The sequence below is a fragment of the Paenibacillus sp. RC21 genome (assembly GCF_044907935.1).
Lineage (GTDB): Bacteria > Bacillota > Bacilli > Paenibacillales > Paenibacillaceae > Paenibacillus > Paenibacillus terrae_A.
Window position 1 is genome coordinate 40,376 of the sequence record NZ_JBIYCS010000005.1, and the last position, 15,221, is coordinate 55,596.

Consider the following 15,221-nt stretch of genomic DNA (forward strand, 5'->3'; position numbering starts at 1 on the left):
TTTATGAAAAAACCAATGAAAGGGTAGTTCATTAGCAAGATCCTGTGTCCGATATCGTCCCGTTATGCGTCCCATCGGCCTGCAACAGGGAAGATTGGGATGGGCGAAAAGTCTCAATTGGTGTGTGCACAGGTAAATCTGACGTCAATTCTTCTCCAAATACGTGCCGGAATACTTCCGTAACCGACTGCACCGGAATGACTTTCAAGCCTTCAATACTGTCAAAAAGAGACTGCCAGTTGTCCTGAGGAATGATCACCTTTTTAGCTCCTGCCTGAAAAGCAGCCTCAACCTTCGCTAATACGCCGCCAATCGGTTTGACACGACCGTGAATGCTGACCTCTCCGGTCATCGCAATTTCGTGATCCACCGGAATTCCCCGCATTGCGGAAGCAATAGCCGTTGCCATTGCAATACCTGCCGACGGGCCATCTACTGGTGTTCCTCCGGGGAAATTAATATGCAAATCGTAATTTGACGGGGACAATCCGAGCGTACGCAAAACGGTCAATACATTTTCTACAGAGCCTTTGGCCATACTTTTACGCCGCAGCGTGCGGGAGCCGCCGCCAATCTCTTCCTCATCCACCACACCCGTAATATTATAGGTTCCCTTTCCCGCAGGAACCGGAACTGCTGTAACCTCAATCTCCAGCAGCATGCCCATATTCGGGCCATATACGGCCAAACCGTTAACAAATCCGATTTGTGGCAGACCCGGTATTTTCCGGTCAGGACGCGGTTGAATTTGGCTGCTGCCTGCTACCCATTCCACATCCGAGGCGTTTAGACGTTCCCGTTTCTCCGTAAGTGCCAATCCGGCAGCAAGCTGAATCATATTGACGGCTTCCCGGCCATTTGTGGCGTAGCGCTGTACAACTTCAACCGCCTCCGGGCAAGGACCAAAGCCCAGCTTGTGGACGGCATCCTCAGCAATACGGGCAATTTCCTGCGGCTGAAGGGCACGAAAATAAATTTCCATGCAGCGGGAACGAATGGCAGGCGGCAGCTCGTGCGGCGAACGGGTCGTCGCACCTACCAAACGGAAATCGGCAGGCAAACCATTTTGGAAAATATCATGGATATAAGCAGGAGTATTCGAATCCTCCGAGTTGTAGTACGCGCTCTCCAGAAATACTTTTCGGTCCTCCAATACTTTCAACAGCTTATTCATCTGTGTGGGATGCAGCTCGCCAATTTCATCAATGAACAGCATGCCGCCATGCGCCTTCGTTACAGCTCCGGGCTTGGGCTGTGGAATACCCGCCACTCCCATTGCTCCAGCACCTTGATAAATCGGATCATGCACCGAACCAATTAACGGGTCTGCAATACCCCGCTCGTCAAAACGGGCAGTCGTCGCATCAATCTCCGTAAATTTGGCGTCTCCCTTGAACGGGGAGGACAGGTTTTTCTTAGCCTCTTCCAGCACCACACGCGCAGCAGCCGTCTTGCCCACTCCCGGTGGGCCATAAATAATAACATGCTGTGGATTCGCACTGCATAACGCTGCCTTGAGCGCTCGCAATCCGTCCTTCTGACCGACAATATCCTGTAATGTGGCAGGACGAGTGCGTTCAGCCAGCGGTTTGGTTAATGAAATGGAGCGCAGTTTGCGCAGCTTATCCAGTTCCTTGCGGGATTCCCGGTCCACTGCGCTGCGGTTCGTCTTTTGGCTCCGCAAAAGGTTCCAGAAATATAGACCGATGACAATCCCAAAAAACATTTGCACCAACAACAAAATCATAGTAAAGTCCATCGTATTTCCTCCGTTTCTCATCTCAGCATTTTGAAAAATGCCGCTAAAATGCCGTCTATGAAAAACAGTATTTCCTTTTCCCCAATAGCTAAACGGCAGTCTTCCAAAAGATCAGAGAGAAAATACAAAAACACCGCGAAGAACAGTTCTGTAGCAGAGCTGCCCTCCACGGCGTTTAAATGATGGTAATATAATATGATTATTCCTCTTTATGGGAATCGATTTTACCTATACCTTCTCGGCTGTATGACGTTCCTCGCGACCCGGAATTTTACCCGTCTCTTCATACGCCTTGACGATGATGTCAATTTCTTTTTTCAATTCGTCAACCATGTCAGCCTCGGGAACTTTGCGAATCATTTTTCCGTAACGGAACAGAAGTCCTTCCCCGCGCGCTCCGGCAATACCGATATCGGCTTCCTTAGCTTCCCCCGGGCCGTTCACCGCACAACCCAGTACCGACACTTTAATCGGCACCTTGAGTTTTGCAATATAATCTTCGACTTCGTTGGCAATTGAGAACAGATCAATATCCAGACGTCCACAAGTCGGACAGGAAATCAAAGTCGCAGCATTCGTGATCAGCCCAAAGGTTTTGAGCAGTTCCCGCGCAACCTTCACTTCTTCCACTGGATCGGCACTCAGCGAAATACGCATGGTCGAGCCAATGCCCGCTGCCAGCAAGGCACCCATTCCCGCTGAACTCTTAACGGTTCCGGTAAAGAGGGTACCCGCTTCGGTAATACCCAGGTGTAGCGGATATTTGATGATTTCGGCTGCCTTCGTATAAGCAGCAATCGCCATAGGTACATCAGATGCTTTCAGCGACACGATAATATCGTGAAAATCAAGCTCTTCCAGTATACCGATATGATACAGTGCGCTTTCTACCATCGCTTCCGGCGTAGGATAGCCGTACTTATCCAGCAAATGCTGTTCCAATGACCCGGCATTCACACCAATCCGAATCGGAATTCCCTTTTCCTTGCATGCCTTAACGACAGCTTCCACTTTTTCACGACGACCAATGTTGCCAGGATTGATACGAACCTTGTCAATTCCGTTTTCAATCGCCAGCAAGGCCAGCTTGTGGTTAAAGTGAATATCCGCTACGAGCGGAATATGGATCTGTTTTTTGATTTCCTTAATGGCTGCGGCAGCTTCCTCATTGTTGACGGTGACCCGTACAAGTTGGCAACCCGCCTCTTCCAAACGGAGAATTTCAGCGACAGTAGCTTCCACATCTGCTGTTTTGGTCGTACACATGCTTTGGATGATGACTTCATTGCTGCCGCCAATCGTCAGATTCCCGACTTTAACGGGACGTGTGTCTTGTCTTAAGAACATGTACTTTTCTCTCCCATTAACACCAAACCTCCACCCCATAAAACCTCATATGGGTTTAGTGAAGTGGAGATCCGGCTTCTCATGTTTTAGAGATCGCGAAGTATCAATCCTTAGGCGCTCTCTTCTTGTTTTTTATCCTTATCTGTACCACCGAGTTCCGGTGCGATTTTATCTTTTACAACTTGCTCATTGATGACGCAAGTCGTGATATCATCACGGGAAGGAACCTCATACATCACATCCAGCATAATGCCTTCAATGATCGCACGAAGGCCACGGGCACCCGTGTTACGCTTGATGGCCTCACGGGCAATGGCTTCCAGAGCATCTTGCTTAAACTCCAAAGTAACATTATCCAATTCGAGCATCTTCTGATACTGCTTGACTAATGCATTTTTGGGCTCAGACAAAATACGAACCAATGTGTTCTCATCAAGCGGCTCCAGCGTAGAAATAACTGGCAAACGTCCTACAAACTCCGGAATCAGACCGAATTTCAAAAGATCTTCAGGCAACACCATAGAAGTATATTCGCCCGGTTTCAAATCCTTTTGATCTGTAGTGGCATTGAAGCCGATGACTTTCTTGCCAACACGACGTTTGATCATTTGCTCCAGACCGTCAAAGGCACCGCCGCAAATGAACAGGATGTTGGTGGTATCAATTTGAATGAACTCTTGATGAGGATGCTTACGACCACCTTGTGGAGGTACAGAAGCAACCGTGCCTTCCAAAATTTTAAGCAAAGCCTGCTGCACACCTTCACCCGATACGTCACGCGTAATGGACGGGTTTTCGGATTTGCGGGCTACTTTATCAATTTCGTCGATGTAGATAATGCCGCGTTCAGCTTTTTCCACATCATAATCGGCAGCTTGAATCAATTTTAGCAAAATGTTTTCAACGTCTTCGCCCACATAACCTGCTTCCGTAAGGGAAGTGGCATCTGCAATGGCAAAAGGAACGTTCAAGATTTTAGCCATGGTTTGCGCAAGCAACGTTTTACCTGAACCTGTAGGTCCGAGCATCAAAATGTTACTTTTTTGCAGTTCCACATCATCAATTTTGTTCTGCGTATTAATACGTTTGTAGTGGTTATATACCGCTACGGACAACGATTTTTTTGCTTGATCCTGACCAATTACATATTGATCCAGAATGTCACGGATTTGCATTGGTTTCGGAATGTCTTTCAGATCTACTTCTTCCTCATGACCCAATTCCTCTTCCACGATTTCTGTGCACAACTCGATGCATTCGTCACATATATATACGCCCGGTCCAGCAACTAGCTTGCGAACCTGATCCTGAGATTTACCGCAGAAGGAACATTTCAGTTGTCCTTTTTCATCATTAAATTTAAACATAGAGCCACCCCTTTACAGATTAATCGGTCTAGACAGCACCTGGTCAATGATGCCGTATGCTTTTGCCTCTTCCGCTTCCATGAAGAAATCCCGGTCAGTATCACGTTCGATTTTTTCGAGGGGCTGACCCGTACGCTCGACATAGATTTGATTCAGCTTGGCACGCGTTTTGAGAATCCAGTCCGCATGGATCAGCATATCGGAGGCTTGCCCCTGAATGCCACCCAACGGCTGATGGATCATAACTTCGCTGTTGGTAAGCGCATATCTCTTGCCTGGCGCACCCGCTGTGAGTAGCAAAGAGCCCATACTTGCAGCCATGCCTACACAGATCGTCGATACGTCTGGCTTAATGAATTGCATTGTATCATATATACCCATGCCCGCAGTTACAGAACCGCCCGGCGAGTTAATGTACAAATTGATATCCTTCTCCGGATCTTCCGCAGAAAGGAATAATAGCTGTGCAATGACGAGATTGGCGACATCGTCATCAATCGGGCCACTCAGGAAAATAATGCGATCCTTAAGCAACCGCGAGTAAATATCGTAAGATCGTTCTCCTCGATTCGTTTGTTCCACAACCATAGGGACGAGACTCATCACGACCAACCTCTTTTCTTTATTGAAATGAACACCAGTATTCATCCACTTCCTTAAGTCCCATTAAAACGGAAGCGGCAAGCATGAAACGGGAACACCTTACAAAATATTTTAACATGTTCAGAGTCTCGTGTCATATTTGCATCCGCTCATATATGCAGTGCGGGCTGTTATACAACGTGCTTAGCCGAGACCTTCTCATATTTAACCATGTTTCGTATGTATGTGCAAATGTACAGCAGTGACTTATGTACAACAATAAAGCGCAACTCACAGAATTTTCCATAAAAGACTAAAATATGGATTTCCCAAGGTAAAAATAAGGCACGTAACTTTCACTACGTGCCTTATCCCTATCTAATTGCTACGTTGCAACCTGTTTGGCATACCCCGTATATTTTATCGTTTGAATTACTCGACAGCTTCAGCTGGCGCTTCAACTTCTTTGCTGTTTTCCAACAACAAAGCGATCGTTTTGCGCAGTGAAATTTCTTCTTTCAGGTTTGCGAACGAGCCGTTACCTTCCAGAATACCGCGAATTTCTTCAACCGAACGTTTGTAAGCTTCAGCCATGTTTTTCAGCTCTTCATCAATTTCCGCTTCGGAAACTTCGATGCTTTCCGCTTTAGCCACTTGCTCCAGCACGAGGTTGTTGCGTACACGCTTCTCAGCATCCACTTTCATTTGCGCTTCCAGATCTTCCTGGCTTTGGCCGGAGAATCCGAGGAACATTTCAAGATTCATGCCTTGGCTACGCAGACGGTTGTCAAAATCGCGAACCATGTTTTGCACTTCACTTTTGATCATCGCTTCAGGAATGTCGATTGTTGCGTTCTCAGCAACCTTCTCCACTACCGCACCCTCACGGGCAGCTTTAGCTTCATTTTCCTTACGCTCCAGCAGTTGCTTTTTCAAGTCTTCCTTGAATTCAGCCAGTGTATCAAATTCACTTACGTCTTTTGCAAATTCATCATCCAGCTCAGGAAGAACTTTGCGTTTCAGTTCATGAACTTTCACTTTGAAGACTGCTTGTTTGCCAGCGAGATCAGCAGAATGGTAGTTCTCAGGGAACGTTACTTCAACGTCCTTGGAATCGCCTGTGTGCAAACCGACCACTTGCTCTTCAAAGCCAGGAATGAACGTATTGGAGCCCAGCTCCAGAGAATACTTCTCAGCTTGTCCGCCTTCGAATGGTACACCATCAACGGAACCGTCGAAGTCGATAATAGCCGTATCGCCGGATTGTGCAGCATCTTCATCAACGACAACCAGCTCGGCATGACGTTGTTGCAAACGCTCCAGCTCTTGAGCCAGCTCTTCGTCAGTTACTTCGAGTTTGCTTACAGGCACTTCTACACCTTTGTACTCACCCAAAGTCACTTCAGGCTTAACAGTAACCTTGGCTTTGAATTTGAAAGATTCGCCTTTAGCGAATTGATCAATTTCAACGTCAGGGCTGTCTACCGGGAAAATATCCGTTTTTTCTACAGCTTGGCTGTAGGCTTCTGGCAGCAGGAAGTCAATTGCATCCTGATACAAGCTTTCAATACCATAACGCTTTTCAAAAATAGGACGTGGTACTTTACCTTTACGGAATCCTGGTACACTTACTTGTTTAGCCACTTTATTAAAAGCTTTGTCGAGTGCAGCGGCTACACGATCCGCGTCAACCTCAACTTCAAGAACCCCAAGGTTCTTCTCTATTTTCTCCCAAGTTGCTTTCATTTTATGCTTTCCCCTCCAACAAAATCTTCACTTAGTTTTCATACGATCAACGCACACAAAATAACCACTATAGTATATCTAACATTACTATCTTTTTCAAGGGCAGCTCCTTGAATGACTTCACAGGTAAACGTTTCCGGCCGTTATGGAGTGTTCATTCCCGCCGCTACGAATAGACGCATCGACCGATATACCTGCTCAAAACGGAAGCGCAATGCATCGGTAATGCCATATATAGCACGGGTTTCTTCCTCGTCCTTGTTGCCACTCAGACTCTCCGATACCGTCTGATGGAGTGCTGCCGCCCAAATATCCGGCATCCCGTCCTCCTCCACCAGCATTGACCTGTAATCTTTCGTACCGTACACCGCCATCACAAACTGCGACCATAGCTCCTGCGCAAAATAGAACAGCGTAGGCTCATGCACTTCAGTCTGATCGGCCACCCGCTCCAGAATACGCATAATCGGTTCAGGAAATTCATCCGGCCGCAACGGAATAGACTCAATCTCGATTTCTGCCTTCTCATCTCCCCGGCTGATTTCGATCGTCCCTTCCATTCCGCGTCGTCGTAGTGTCTGCAAAACACGGAATTGAAGCAGAGGGTGGATTTCCCGTTCCTTAATCCAGTTAAGCAGCGCATCGTCGATTTCTGGCAGATCCAGATAAGACAGTTGTTCCAGCGCTAAAATCGTCTGTTCCGACAACGGTTCATCCATAGCCATATGTAGCAGCTTGTTGCCGTAGCCTGCATCCTGCTCCTGCTTGAAGCGCGCATGTTGGCGAGCCAGCTCTGCTTCATTGACCTCATCTTCTGCCGTAGTGTCCGTGTCCGCCCCTCTGTCGGCATACTGTGGAAATGCGGCCTCCAGCCATTGTAAAAGGGCCTCCCACTCTTCGTATTGCTTCTGTTCCTGTCCCTGACACTGCATCAAAAAACGCAGCATCGCCATCGCCTCTCCGTAACGCTCGTTTTCAAGCATTACAGTGAGTTGAATTTGATAGTAATCCAGTGTCTTCGGAAACAAAACAATATTATTTTCTTTTGTCGTCACCTTGGAGTCCTTTATTAAAGGCACCCCCTCTCCACCGCAAGCTAAAGTATTTGTAGATTATATGAGAAACAGCGGCCGAAGTCCAACCTCTCGTCTTCCACATATTCACCTGTATTCTAACATACCCTTTTATGAGGCAAAAAAAACGATAGCTACTTTGATTTTTATGCTAAAGAAAGCCTGAATACCGGATATATGCGAAATAAAGCTTGAATTTTTTTTATCCATGTGATATATTAATCTTCGCTTGAATTTTATGTCCCAGTAGCTCAGCTGGATAGAGCAACGGCCTTCTAAGCCGTCGGTCGGGGGTTCGAATCCCTCCTGGGACGTTATCGTGAGAAGCTTCCGTAAGGGAGCTTTTTTTCGTTTCACAACCCCGCACAAAAAAATATATTCTATTCTAATGTAGAAAAGTTCGTATCCACTTCAAAAAAACGCTGAGAATGCTATCATCTAATGTTAAATATTTTCCGACGAGCATGAACTGACGAAGTGCCACAGAAATAAAGCAGTATGCTTACATGTTTGGTACGGCAAGGGAGAATTAATAAATGAAAATCATATCTTGGAATGTTAATGGCTTAAGAGCCTGTGTGACCAAAGGATTTTATACTTATCTAAAAGAAACGAATGCTGATATTTTTTGCGTACAGGAAACCAAGCTTCAAGAGGGACAAATCCTGATGGAGAATATGGAGGAATACACACAGTACTGGAATTATGCCGAGAAAAAAGGATATTCTGGCACCGCTATCTTCACCAAAATCAAACCTCTTTCTGTGCATTATGGACTTGAAGAAAATGGGGAACCTGAAGGCAGAACCATTACTTTGGAATTTGAGAAATTTTATCTGGTTAATGTATATACTCCGAATACCAAACGGGATTTGACCCGACTGCCATACAGACTGGAATGGGAGGACCGTTTCCGCAGCTATCTGCAACAGTTGGATGCATTGAAGCCTGTCATTGTTTGCGGAGATTTGAACGTGGCTCATCAGGAAATTGACCTGAAAAATGCGAAAGCCAACCGCGGAAATGCCGGATTTACGCCTGAGGAACGTGACAGAATGTCGCAGTTGCTGAGCGCTGGATTTATAGACACCTTCAGATACTTTAATCCTGACAGGACGGATGTTTATTCCTGGTGGTCCTACATGCCGAAGGTGAGAGAACGGAACATCGGCTGGCGGATCGATTACTTTCTCGTCTCGGACAGACTTCGCCCGCTGTTGATAGATGCAAGCATTGATTGCCATATTACGGGCAGCGACCACTGCCCTGTTATACTGGATATGCAAGATATTTCAGCATAGTCCCCCCTTACACAAAAATTTATGCAGTCTTAAAAGCCGTCATGCTCTGTTATTGCAGCATGACAGCTTAAATTATCATGATAATCTATTTAAAACCCGTTATTCGCCATCACTTGCTTGAACCACAGCGCACTTTGTTTGGGTGTCCGTTCCTGCGTTTCGTAATTAATATGTACAATACCGAAACGTTTGCTGTAGCCCCAAGCCCATTCAAAGTTATCAAGGAATGACCAGACAAAATAGCCCTTGAGCTGCCCTCCCTCCCCGATGAAGCGATGGCATACCTTTAAATGCTCCTCAATGTAGCGCTGACGTCCAGTGTCCTCAATCTTCCCATCCATCAATTCGTCCTTCATCGCTGCTCCGTTTTCCGTAATCAGAATGGGCAAGCCCTTGGTAAAATCCTTCTCAATCCGAGTTAGCAGCTTATAAAAGGATTCGGGGTGAATCTCCCATCCCATATCCGTTACCGGTTCCTCGAAGCGAACCTGCTCTGCCTGAAGCAACGAAGCGTCTGTAGCCGCTCGAATGACGCTGCGGGCGTAGTAATTGATGCCCAAAAAATCCCCCGGCTGCTGAATCAGCTCCATATCACCAGGCTGTACAAAATCCAAGCCGTTCAGATACGCCCCGTACCATTCCACCATATCCTCTGGATATTTCCCGTTAAACAACGGCTCGGCAAACCAACGATTGATAAAGCCATCTCGGCGGACGGTAGCGGCTACGTCCTCAGGTCGCTCAGAAGCAGCATCCACATGTTCCATGTTCAGTGTAATTCCTATCTTACCTGTCAGACCCTTTTCCTTGTGCAAATGGATGGCAATGCCATGACACAACAGGACATGGTGAGCGGCAGTAAAGGCTTCGTTCCAGTTCTCATGGCCGGGAGCATGTTCACCTGTACCATAGCCCAGGATAGAGGCACAATAAGGCTCGTTGATCGTGTTCCACCAGTTTATGCGTTGTCCAAACCGATCCATGATTACAGAGGCATACGTCATAAAATGCTGGATAATCCTTCGATTTGTCCAACCCCCCTCGTCCTCGATCCACTGCGGAAGATCCCAGTGATACAGTGTCAGCATCGGAATTAGCCCGGCCGACTCAATCTCATCCAGCAGGCGCTCATAGAAGAGTAATCCCTGTTCGTTAACCACGCCGGGTGCAGGAATAATGCGCGGCCAGGCCACGGAAAAACGGTAATGTAGAAAGCCAAGCTGCTTCATTAACTGCACGTCTTCCTTAAAGCGGTGAAAATGATCACAAGCCATATCTCCGCTGTCATCGCCTATCACCTTCCCGGGTGCTTGACAGAAAGTATCCCAAATGGAAGACGTTCTTCCTCCCTCAGCTACACCACCTTCAATTTGATAAGAAGAGGTCGAGGTTCCCCACATAAAAGTGGCTGGAAATAAAAAGGTATTCTCACTCATACTTGGTATCATCCTTTCAGGATTTAAGACTTCACAGCTCCGGCCATTGCACCGCCAACAATAAAGCGCTGGAGGAAAATATACAAAATAACCAGCGGTAGTGTAACAATCAGGATACCGCAAGCGAGCAGCGGCCAGTTGTTCATGTATTGTCCGTAGAAGGAGAACAATCCCTTGGTCACTGGCTGATACGCGGGATCAGACAAATAAATGGTAGGACCTATAATATCGTTCCACGCCCCAATCGCTGTCAAAATGATGCCTGTCGCCAACACCGGCTTCATCAGCGGTACAAGAATCGTAAACAAATAGCGTGAATATCCGCACCCGTCCATAGCAGCCGCTTCATCCAGCTCTCGGGAGACAGACTTGATATATCCCACAAACATCAGGAAGGCAATGCCGGTACCCGTTGTTTTCAGCAAAATAAAACCAAGCTGGGTATTGTAAAGTCCCAGACTATTAATGAGAGCAAATTGCGGAATCAGCGGGTTCGGAAGATACATGGATATCAGGAAAAACACATAAAAGAAAGTGCTGAACTTAACGTATCCCCGCGCCAATGGAAAAGCTGCAAACACGGATATCACCAACGTTAATAGCGTAGATACGCCCGTATACAAAATACTGTTCCACATGTACTGAGAGAAATCCCCTTTTTCCCAAGCATCCATGAAATTCTCCAAGCGCAGACTTTTGGCTATAGCCACGGGATCAATCAGATACTCACTTTGAGTCTTCATCGATACATTAAAGAGGTAGAATAGCGGGAATAAATATAACGAAAGCATGAGCAGTACGATGATATAGCTCAGTAATTTTGTTCCTTTGGTACTGCTCATTACATTTCCACCTCTCTTCTGCGCAAGTAATACAGAGCAATCATCGACACCGTAAATACAAACAGGAACTGGATCATAGCTACTGCGGAGGCAAGGCCGTAATCCGACGTCCCGGAGCCGAAGGCTGTTGCATACACATCAAACGCAAGTGTCGTCGTGTTGAATTTACCACCTGTCAGCACATAAATAATGTCAAAGGTTTGTAAGGCTCCAATAATGGACAGCAGCATATTGACTGTAAAGGACGGCGCAATCATCGGAAAGGTAATGTTTTTGAACGCTTTCCACCCAGAAGCGCCATCCATATACCCTGCTTCATATAAATCATTGGGAATGGATTGGAGTCCGGCTAAGAAAATAGTCATCGAGTAACCCATGTACATCCAAATTTGCACAAAAATAATCAGTTCAAATGCAATATCATAGTCCCCGAAAAAGTTGGAGCTGGTTCCAAAAAAGTTCATCATGGCTTGCGCAGGACCGCCAAGCGGATTGGAAATCAGCTGCCAGATCAGTCCGGATACTGTTACCCCAAGCACAACGGGCAGGAAAAATACTGCGCGGTAAAACACATCACCCTTGAGCTTTTTATTAATAATGACGGCCATGAACAGCCCTACTGCATTTTGAATCACAACCACAGCTACGGCGAAATATAGGGAACGGCCAATAGAAGCAATTCGATCTCCAGAATCAGAAGAGGTAAAAAAAGTCATATAATTCTCGAATCCAACAAAATTCCACGTTTGTCCCGGAACCCCTGAAGCATCTGTAAAGGAAAACAGTACGGTTACCATTGAGGGACCAAAGCCAAGAAGCAAATAGAGCAGCACCGGAATACTCAGCAAAAGATACGGCATTAACCGGGCCGCACCCTTTCCGAAGGGATACATGGGCCTCACACCTTTTTACATTATTATGGGAGCTTTACAGTTGCCAATTTGCGCTCATGTAAAACCTTTTGATTTATTTAGGGGCTGCCGCATCCCAGTCTGCCTGGGATTTTTGGGCAAGCTCCAAAGGCGTCTTTAGCGGACCGGCAGGCGTCAGAAATTCAGCATGTATGCTGGCATCCTTAATGTACTGTCCAACATTCTTACGATTGATAAACAGCTGATCCCAAGAGAGCTTGAAGTTTTCCAGTGAAGGCTGGATTTCATTAACAAATTCACTACTTATCTTCACATCAGGCTGTGTCGGCAAAAATCCGGCGGCGTTCACAAAATCCGTGTAGTTCTGCTTCTCAGAGAGCATTTCAAGCCATTTGATCGCATAATCCTTGTTTGGCGACTTTTCCAATACCATCCATGTCATATCGTACTTGCCTGCAAGGTTCTTATTTTTTGCCGGATCATTGCTGCCTGGAATCGGGAAATAACCAAATTTCATCTCTGGATTGGCTGTCTGGATCGTCGTTGCATCCCACGTGCCATCTGCAATCATAGCTACACGCCCTGTAGCAAACAAGCTTGGCAGGGTTCCATAGTCAATCCCCATAAATCCACCAATGGCGTTGTTCATCAAAATTTGTGTTTTTTCCAGCACCTCAAGCTGGACGGGATCTGTCAGCTTCGTCTTCCCTGTCCACAGCCCTTTAATATATTCCAGCTGATCATCATGGATAGAGGCTTGAAGCCCTTGGACTGCAAGATTAATAGGCCAAACATCCTTACCGCCGAAACCAATCGGTTCTACGCCGTTGTCCTTGAGCACCTTCATAACATTTACCAGCTCATCCCAAGTTGTGGGCACAGCAAGATTATATTTTTCAAAAATCTCTTTGTTATAGAACAGACCTGTAAGTGCCACCTTACCCATATTTACACCGTATACCTTGTCCTTATAGGTCATGGCATTTTTGACATCTGTAGGATTATAGTTTTTTATAAAAGCTTGATCCGACAGATCGGCTATTAGTCCTCCGTCAATCCATTGCTTCCACATCGGATCAGCTGCTCCCTTGGACCATTCCTGCGGAGCGCCTACGAAGCTGAATTTCAGAGGAATAATGTCTGCATCACCGGATGAACCAGCATTCATACGTGTTTGCATCAATTGATCATACGTTGAGTCAGCAGGAACTGTCGTATACTCTACCTGAACATCTGGATACTTCTCTTCAAACTTTTTATTAAATTCCTTTATATAGTTATTAATATTTTCCTGTTGCCAATGAATAATCTTTAACGTGACCTTCTTATTCCCCTCCTGTGCAGTTCCGCTACCTTTACCGCAAGCGGCCAATACCACGATTAAAGCGGTTACAAGAAGTAAAGAAAAACTCTTTTTTAGCATTGCAAAATCCCCCCATAACATTTTAGAATACATACATCCACACATCACGAAAGCAGTTTCGTTATTTACATTTACCATTATGTAACGAATGATCTGTATTTGTAAATAGAGATTTGTGAAATATCAAAAAAAACATGAACCACCGCTAAATTAAACTTATTTTTCCATAATATATTAAAATATATCCTAAAAGCACTGTTGACTCTCGTCTATAAGGTAGCATAGAATACGAGTAATCATTAAATTTAGAATGCAAAGTCAATTCAACTAAACCAGTTTAGTTTCGGAGGATTTCATGAATATAAAAACAATAGCGAGTATGGCAGGCGTTTCTGTAGCAACGGTTTCGAAAATTATAAATAATTACACGGATATCAGTGAGGAAACCCGGCAGCGGGTGCTTAAAATTATGGAGGAAACAGGCTACAGACCCTCTTCCTCGGCTAGAACGCTTGCTACCAAAAAATCAAATCTGGTAGGCGTTATATTCGCTGGCAAGCTGAATGTCGATTTTAGCCATCCTTTTTTTGTAGATATCATTAATGTCTTCAAAAAACAGATTGGCTTGCTCGGTTACGACCTGCTGTTTTTTTCGAATGAAAAATTTCTGGACAATGGAGAGGACTATTTGGCTCGTTCGAAATATTTTTCAGTGGACGGGTGCATTATTATTGCCGGAGATGAAGTGGAGAAGAGCGTTTTTGATCTCGACGCCAGCCCCATCCCCTGCATTGGTGTGGATATTGAACTAACCGGAGCCAGTTCCTGTTACATTATGTCCGACAATCAGAAAATCTCAATGAAGGTTGTTGAGCATTTTTACATGAATGGTTACCGAGATATGGGTTTTATTGGAATTGAACGCCCATCCCTGGTGATTAAGGAGAGAGAAGAAGCCTTTATTGCTTCACTAAAACGGTTTAGTCTTGATGTTAGACCCGAATGGATCGTGTATGCTAAGGACTACGCAGCGGAAGATGGATACCAGATAGCGAAGACGTGGATACAGCAAGGAGATTTACCAAGGGCTATTTTTGCGGCTACCGACCTGCTTGCCTTTGGTGTCATCCGTGCTTTCAAGGAAAGCGGCTTGAGGGTACCCGAGGATATTGCTGTGGTGGGATGTGATGATATAGAAGCCTGTCGTTACACCGATCCTCCACTGACCACTGTAAAACAAGATAAACAAAAAATAGGCCGACTAGCCGCTATGGTGCTATTTGACCTGATGAATAAACAAATGGAAACGAAATGTATTAAAGTAGAACCGGAGCTAGTCATTCGCAGCTCCTGCGGAGCCCGGCAAAATTGGAACCATACGAAGGTTAAGGGCTAAGATAAGTTGGGCTAATAACATATCTCATAGAGTGTGCCAGCTTTCTATAACTCTTTAACGAAAAAAGGGAGTCACCTCAGTGTTACATGACTGTGCCCCGTAAGATGGACACTTTCTCTCAAAGTGTCCATCTTACG

At 45.7% G+C, this 15,221-nt stretch carries 12 protein-coding genes and 1 tRNA gene; 3 read left to right on the top strand and 10 right to left on the bottom strand.

Annotation, left to right across the window (positions count from 1 at the left end; all coding sequences use genetic code 11):
- Positions 1 to 31 precede the first annotated feature (31 nt).
- From lonB to ABIA61_RS17255, 6 genes are all read right to left on the bottom strand, one after another.
- On the bottom strand, positions 32 to 1,759 hold the full coding sequence (lonB, locus tag ABIA61_RS17230) for an ATP-dependent protease LonB (RefSeq protein ID WP_283653014.1): 1,728 nt from the start codon (positions 1,757 to 1,759) through the stop codon (positions 32 to 34).
- A gap of 228 nt (positions 1,760 to 1,987) precedes the next feature.
- Entirely contained in the window at positions 1,988 to 3,106 is a 1,119-nt protein-coding gene (gene ispG / locus ABIA61_RS17235; RefSeq protein ID WP_283653015.1) for a flavodoxin-dependent (E)-4-hydroxy-3-methylbut-2-enyl-diphosphate synthase, read from the bottom strand.
- A gap of 110 nt (positions 3,107 to 3,216) precedes the next feature.
- Positions 3,217 to 4,473: an ATP-dependent protease ATP-binding subunit ClpX gene (gene clpX / locus ABIA61_RS17240; protein ID WP_025684004.1), complete on the bottom strand. Its 1,257-nt coding sequence runs from the start codon at positions 4,471 to 4,473 to the stop codon at positions 3,217 to 3,219.
- Between the two features lie 12 nt (positions 4,474 to 4,485).
- Positions 4,486 to 5,076 carry an ATP-dependent Clp endopeptidase proteolytic subunit ClpP gene (gene clpP, locus ABIA61_RS17245; protein ID WP_044645652.1) on the bottom strand — a complete coding sequence of 197 codons (591 nt, stop codon included), beginning with the start codon at positions 5,074 to 5,076 and terminating at the stop codon, positions 4,486 to 4,488.
- A gap of 411 nt (positions 5,077 to 5,487) precedes the next feature.
- A complete protein-coding gene (gene tig, locus ABIA61_RS17250; protein ID WP_404581057.1) occupies positions 5,488 to 6,801 on the bottom strand; it encodes a trigger factor in 1,314 nt (437 codons plus the stop codon).
- A gap of 143 nt (positions 6,802 to 6,944) precedes the next feature.
- Complete coding sequence (locus ABIA61_RS17255) at positions 6,945 to 7,880, bottom strand: hypothetical protein (protein WP_283653017.1); 936 nt, start codon at positions 7,878 to 7,880, stop codon at positions 6,945 to 6,947.
- Between the two features lie 234 nt (positions 7,881 to 8,114).
- On the opposite strand from ABIA61_RS17255, the gene ABIA61_RS17260 reads away from it, so the two are divergent.
- Together ABIA61_RS17260 and ABIA61_RS17265 are read left to right on the top strand one after the other, a co-directional pair.
- Positions 8,115 to 8,188: transfer RNA gene (locus ABIA61_RS17260), tRNA-Arg, on the top strand.
- A gap of 222 nt (positions 8,189 to 8,410) precedes the next feature.
- On the top strand, positions 8,411 to 9,175 hold the full coding sequence (locus tag ABIA61_RS17265) for an exodeoxyribonuclease III (protein WP_404581058.1): 765 nt from the start codon (positions 8,411 to 8,413) through the stop codon (positions 9,173 to 9,175).
- 89 nt (positions 9,176 to 9,264) lie between these two features.
- Here the strand turns inward: ABIA61_RS17265 and ABIA61_RS17270 are convergent, their stop codons facing one another.
- The 4 genes from ABIA61_RS17270 to ABIA61_RS17285 all read right to left on the bottom strand — a co-directional run bounded on the left by ABIA61_RS17270 (position 9,265) and on the right by ABIA61_RS17285 (position 13,748).
- A complete protein-coding gene (locus ABIA61_RS17270; protein ID WP_404519644.1) occupies positions 9,265 to 10,611 on the bottom strand; it encodes a GH1 family beta-glucosidase in 1,347 nt (448 codons plus the stop codon).
- A gap of 23 nt (positions 10,612 to 10,634) precedes the next feature.
- On the bottom strand, positions 10,635 to 11,453 hold the full coding sequence (locus ABIA61_RS17275) for a carbohydrate ABC transporter permease (RefSeq protein WP_404581059.1): 819 nt from the start codon (positions 11,451 to 11,453) through the stop codon (positions 10,635 to 10,637).
- Positions 11,453 to 12,346: a carbohydrate ABC transporter permease gene (locus tag ABIA61_RS17280; RefSeq protein ID WP_404581060.1), complete on the bottom strand. Its 894-nt coding sequence runs from the start codon at positions 12,344 to 12,346 to the stop codon at positions 11,453 to 11,455. The genes ABIA61_RS17275 and ABIA61_RS17280 overlap by 1 nt, the downstream gene beginning before the upstream one ends.
- Positions 12,347 to 12,419: 73 nt before the next feature.
- The gene (locus tag ABIA61_RS17285; RefSeq protein ID WP_404581062.1) at positions 12,420 to 13,748 is read right to left on the bottom strand and encodes an ABC transporter substrate-binding protein; all 1,329 of its coding nucleotides are present in this window, start codon (positions 13,746 to 13,748) and stop codon (positions 12,420 to 12,422) included.
- A 295-nt stretch (positions 13,749 to 14,043) separates the two neighbouring features.
- Between ABIA61_RS17285 and ABIA61_RS17290 the strand changes: the two genes are divergently transcribed.
- Positions 14,044 to 15,084, top strand: coding sequence for a LacI family DNA-binding transcriptional regulator (locus tag ABIA61_RS17290; protein WP_404581063.1), 1,041 nt, complete (start codon positions 14,044 to 14,046; stop codon positions 15,082 to 15,084).
- Positions 15,085 to 15,221 lie beyond the last annotated feature (137 nt).